Annotated in this window: 4 protein-coding genes; 3 read left to right on the top strand and 1 reads right to left on the bottom strand. The window is 71.5% G+C overall.

Annotated elements, in window-relative coordinates:
- Positions 1–462 (top strand): prolyl oligopeptidase family serine peptidase (locus AB0B91_RS64620; protein ID WP_358342914.1); only part of this gene is annotated, 462 nt, incomplete at its 5' end.
- A gap of 89 nt (positions 463–551) precedes the next feature.
- Positions 552–1,739, top strand: coding sequence for an ABC transporter substrate-binding protein (locus tag AB0B91_RS64615; protein WP_358342918.1), 1,188 nt, complete (start codon positions 552–554; stop codon positions 1,737–1,739).
- Positions 1,740–1,790: 51 nt separating this feature from the next.
- Here AB0B91_RS64615 and ddaH read toward each other — a convergent pair whose 3' ends face one another.
- Positions 1,791–2,615: a dimethylargininase gene (ddaH, locus tag AB0B91_RS64610; RefSeq protein ID WP_358342912.1), complete on the bottom strand. Its 825-nt coding sequence runs from the start codon at positions 2,613–2,615 to the stop codon at positions 1,791–1,793.
- A 68-nt stretch (positions 2,616–2,683) separates the two neighbouring features.
- On the opposite strand from ddaH, the gene AB0B91_RS64605 reads away from it, so the two are divergent.
- Positions 2,684–3,142: an Lrp/AsnC family transcriptional regulator gene (locus tag AB0B91_RS64605; RefSeq protein WP_089002854.1), complete on the top strand. Its 459-nt coding sequence runs from the start codon at positions 2,684–2,686 to the stop codon at positions 3,140–3,142.
- The last annotated feature ends 240 nt before the right edge of the window (positions 3,143–3,382 follow it).

The raw sequence follows: 3,382 nt of genomic DNA, 5'->3' as shown, positions 1-3,382 counted from the left end.
CTGCCCGGCCGCGTCGCCGCCGGGCCGCCGCTGCTGGTGGGCCACTCGGCCGGGGGACACCTGGCGTTGTACGTGGCCACGACCGCCCCGGCCGCCGTCGGCGGCGTACTGGCGCTGGCCCCGGTGTCGAACCTCGCGGAGGCGTACCGGCTGGATCTGGACGAGGGGGCGGTGGCCGCGCTGCTCGGCGGCGGACCGGTGGAGCACCCCGAGCGGTACGCCGAGGCGGATCCACGATTGTCGGTGTCAACACCAACACGCACAGTAGTCGCGCATGGCGCACTGGATCAGCAGGTGCCCATCGCGATGAGCCGGGAGTTCGTGGCGGCCGGCCGCGCCTCGGGTGGCGATATCGCCCTTCTTGAGCTGCCAGAATGCGAGCATTTCGGGCTCATCGATCCGGAGTCGGCGGCATGGCCGCAGATCACGGCTGCTTTCCGATCCCTCCAGGAAGATCGTTAGGCATTGACGCAGCGTCGCTGACCGGGTAGAACGCCGAGGGGGCGTGATCCGCCCTGCAACGCTCCCCCGGAAGGAACTCGGTGTCGCAGATGAACCGCAGGCGGGCCCTCCAACTCCTGGCCGCTCTCGGTACGGCCGGACTGGTCGCCGGATGCGGCACCGACGACGCCGACGGCGAGTCGGCCAGCCCCGGAAGCCCCATCAAGATCGGCCTCGTGGCGCCGACCAGCGGCGGCCTCAAGGCGATCGGCGATGAGATCACCAACGGCTTCCAGCTCTTCCTCGACCTCAACGAGAAGCTGCTGGGTGGGCACCCGACCACCCTGCTCACCGCCGACGAGGGCGAGAGCGTCAAGACCGGCAAGGCGGCCGTCGAAGGGCTGCTCAAGCAGGGCGTACTCGCCCTCACCGGCGTGGTCGACGCGAACGTCATGTCCGGCATCCGGGACACCGTCGAGCAGGCCCGGGTGCCCCTGATCGGCTCCAACGCCTCGCCGTCCAGCCTCCAGAGCGTCGTCTACATCTGGCGGACGTCGTACGTGCTGGACGAGGCGGGCCGGGCACTGGGTCGCTACCTGCGCGAACAGCTGCCGGACTCGGCGCGGCTGGCGATCATCGCGCCGGACAGCGTCCCCGCCCAGGACGTCATCCGGGGCTTCCGGCAGGAGTTCGGCGAGTCCGACCCCCGGATCAAGGACGCCACGGTCTCCACGGGCGTCCACACCAACCCGTCCAAGTCCGCGTACCGGGCCGACATCCGCACGGCGCTGGGCCGGAACCCGTCGGCGGTGTTCTGCTTCTTCGCCGGGCCGGCGGCCGTCGAGTTCATCAAGCAGCTGCGCATCGAGGGGTTCACCGGCAAGGTGTACGCCCCCGGCTTCCTCACCGAGGGCGCGGTGCTCAGCAGCGTCAAGGCCGAGGACGCGCTGGGCATCCAGACGGCCCTCAACTACTCGTCCGACCTGAACAACACGGCCAACCGCCGGTTCGCCTCCGCGTACCGCAAGAAGCACGGCACCTCGCCCACCACCTACGCCATGGCCTCGTACGACGCCGCGCAGGTGCTCGACCAGGCGATCCGGCTCGCGGGCGGTTCACCCACCCCGCAGCAGGTCAACCTCGCCCTCGGCAAGATCGGCCAGATCGACAGCCCGCGCGGGCTGTGGCAGTTCAACCAGCCCCGTACGCCGCAGCAGAAGTGGTACCTGCGCGAGGTGCAGCTCGACGGGCAGGTCCTCTCGAACGTCCTGGTGACCGAACTGGCCACCCTGGGCTGACCCCGCCCACCCACCGTGGGTGGGCGGGTGGGGCGGCATGGCGGAAACGGGTCAGGGGCGGAGTTCGGCGATGCAGCACTTCACGCTGCCGCCGCCCTTCTTCAGCTCGGCCAGCTCGACCGGGACCGGGTGGTAGCCGGCCGCCTTCAGCTTCCCGGCCAGCCGGGTCGCCTCGCTGTTGAGCACCACGTTGAGCCCGTCGCTGACCAGGTTGAGGCCGAAGGCCAGGGCGTCCTCGGCGTCGGCGACCACCGCGTCGGGGAAGAGCTGGGTGAGCACCCGCTGGCTGGCGGCGGAGAAGGCGCCCGGGTAGTAGACGACGTTCTCGTCGTCGATGGAGGCGAGCGCGACGTCCAGGTGGTAGAAGCGCGGGTCGACCAGGCGCAGCGACACCACGGGCCGGCCCAGCGCCTCCTGCGCCTCCGCGTGCGCCGGCAGCTCGGTACGGAAGCCGTGCCCGGCGAGGATCAGCCCACCGTGCGCCTCCGGCAGGTACGCGAAGTCGCCCTCGCCCTCGTTGGTCTCGATCGGCGCGATGAACCGCCAGCCCCGCGACTCGTAGAAGGCCCGGTGGGCGGCGGCCTCGGCGGCCCGCTGTTCGTGCTTGAACTGCGCGCCGTAGACCGTGCCGTCGACCACGAACGCCCCGTTGGCCGCGTAGACCATGTCGGGCAGGCCCCGCTCGGGCGTCAGCAGGTGCACCTCGTGGCCGAGGCCGACCAGGGTCTCCCGCAGCCGGTCCCACTGCTTGACCGCAAGCTCCGAGTCGACCGGGGTGGACACGTCCATCCACGGGTTGATCGCGTACTCGACCGCGAAGTGCTCGGGCGAGCACATGAGATATGTCCGCTTTCGCGGGACTCGCTGCTGGTTCACGGTGACCAAGGGTAGGTACCCTCGAACTTTGGTAACAGCCACAACCGTTGCTTCCCAGAGGCGGAACGTTGCAGATAGATGCCGTAGACCAGCGGATCATTGCGTTGCTCGTCGCGGACGCCCGCGCCTCGTACGCGGACATCGGCCAGCGGGTGTCGCTCTCCGCCCCGGCGGTCAAGCGGCGGGTCGACCGGCTGCGGTCGGCCGGCGTGATCCGGGGCTTCACCGCCGTCGTCGACCCCGCCGCCGTCGGCTGGACCACGGAGGCGTTCGTCGAGTTGTTCTGCGCCGGACGCACCACGCCGGCGCAGATCGGGGTGGCCACCCGCCGGCACCCCGAGGTGGTGGGCGCGTACACCGTCTCGGGCGAGGCCGACGCGCTCGTACACCTGAGGGCCGCCGACATCGCGCACCTGGAGGCGGCGTTGGAGCGGCTGCGGGCCGAGCCCTTCGTGACCTCGACCCGGAGCACCATCGTGCTCTCCCGGCTGGTCGAGTCCCCCGGCGTCGGTCCCTCCCCCCGCTGACCCGCGCGGGCCGCCGGCGAGACGGCACCCCGGGAGAAGCGGCGCGGAAGGGCGGAGGAAGGCCGGAACCGCCCGGCGGCCGGGCGCGTCGAACCGCCCATGACACGGGGAGCCCCCATCTTCGCGGTCGGCACGCTGGCCGCGCTCACCCTGCTCGGCGGCAGCGCGATCCCGGCGGTGCCGCCCGACCCACCGGGCCCCCGGCAGCCCACGGCCGCGCCCGTGCTGGTCTCCTACGAC

Origin of the sequence: Nonomuraea sp. NPDC049141, assembly GCF_040648415.1 — a bacterium.
Lineage (GTDB): Bacteria > Actinomycetota > Actinomycetes > Streptosporangiales > Streptosporangiaceae > Nonomuraea.
The sequence above is the reverse complement of the archived record's forward strand: the minus strand, read 5'-3'. Positions and strand labels throughout refer to the sequence as shown.

What these genes read in the sequence shown, in the direction of transcription:
- AB0B91_RS64615 (WP_358342918.1), top strand. Translation starts at nt 552, where the DNA reads ATGAACCGCAGGCGGGCCCTCCAACTCCTGGCCGCTCTCGGTACGGCC.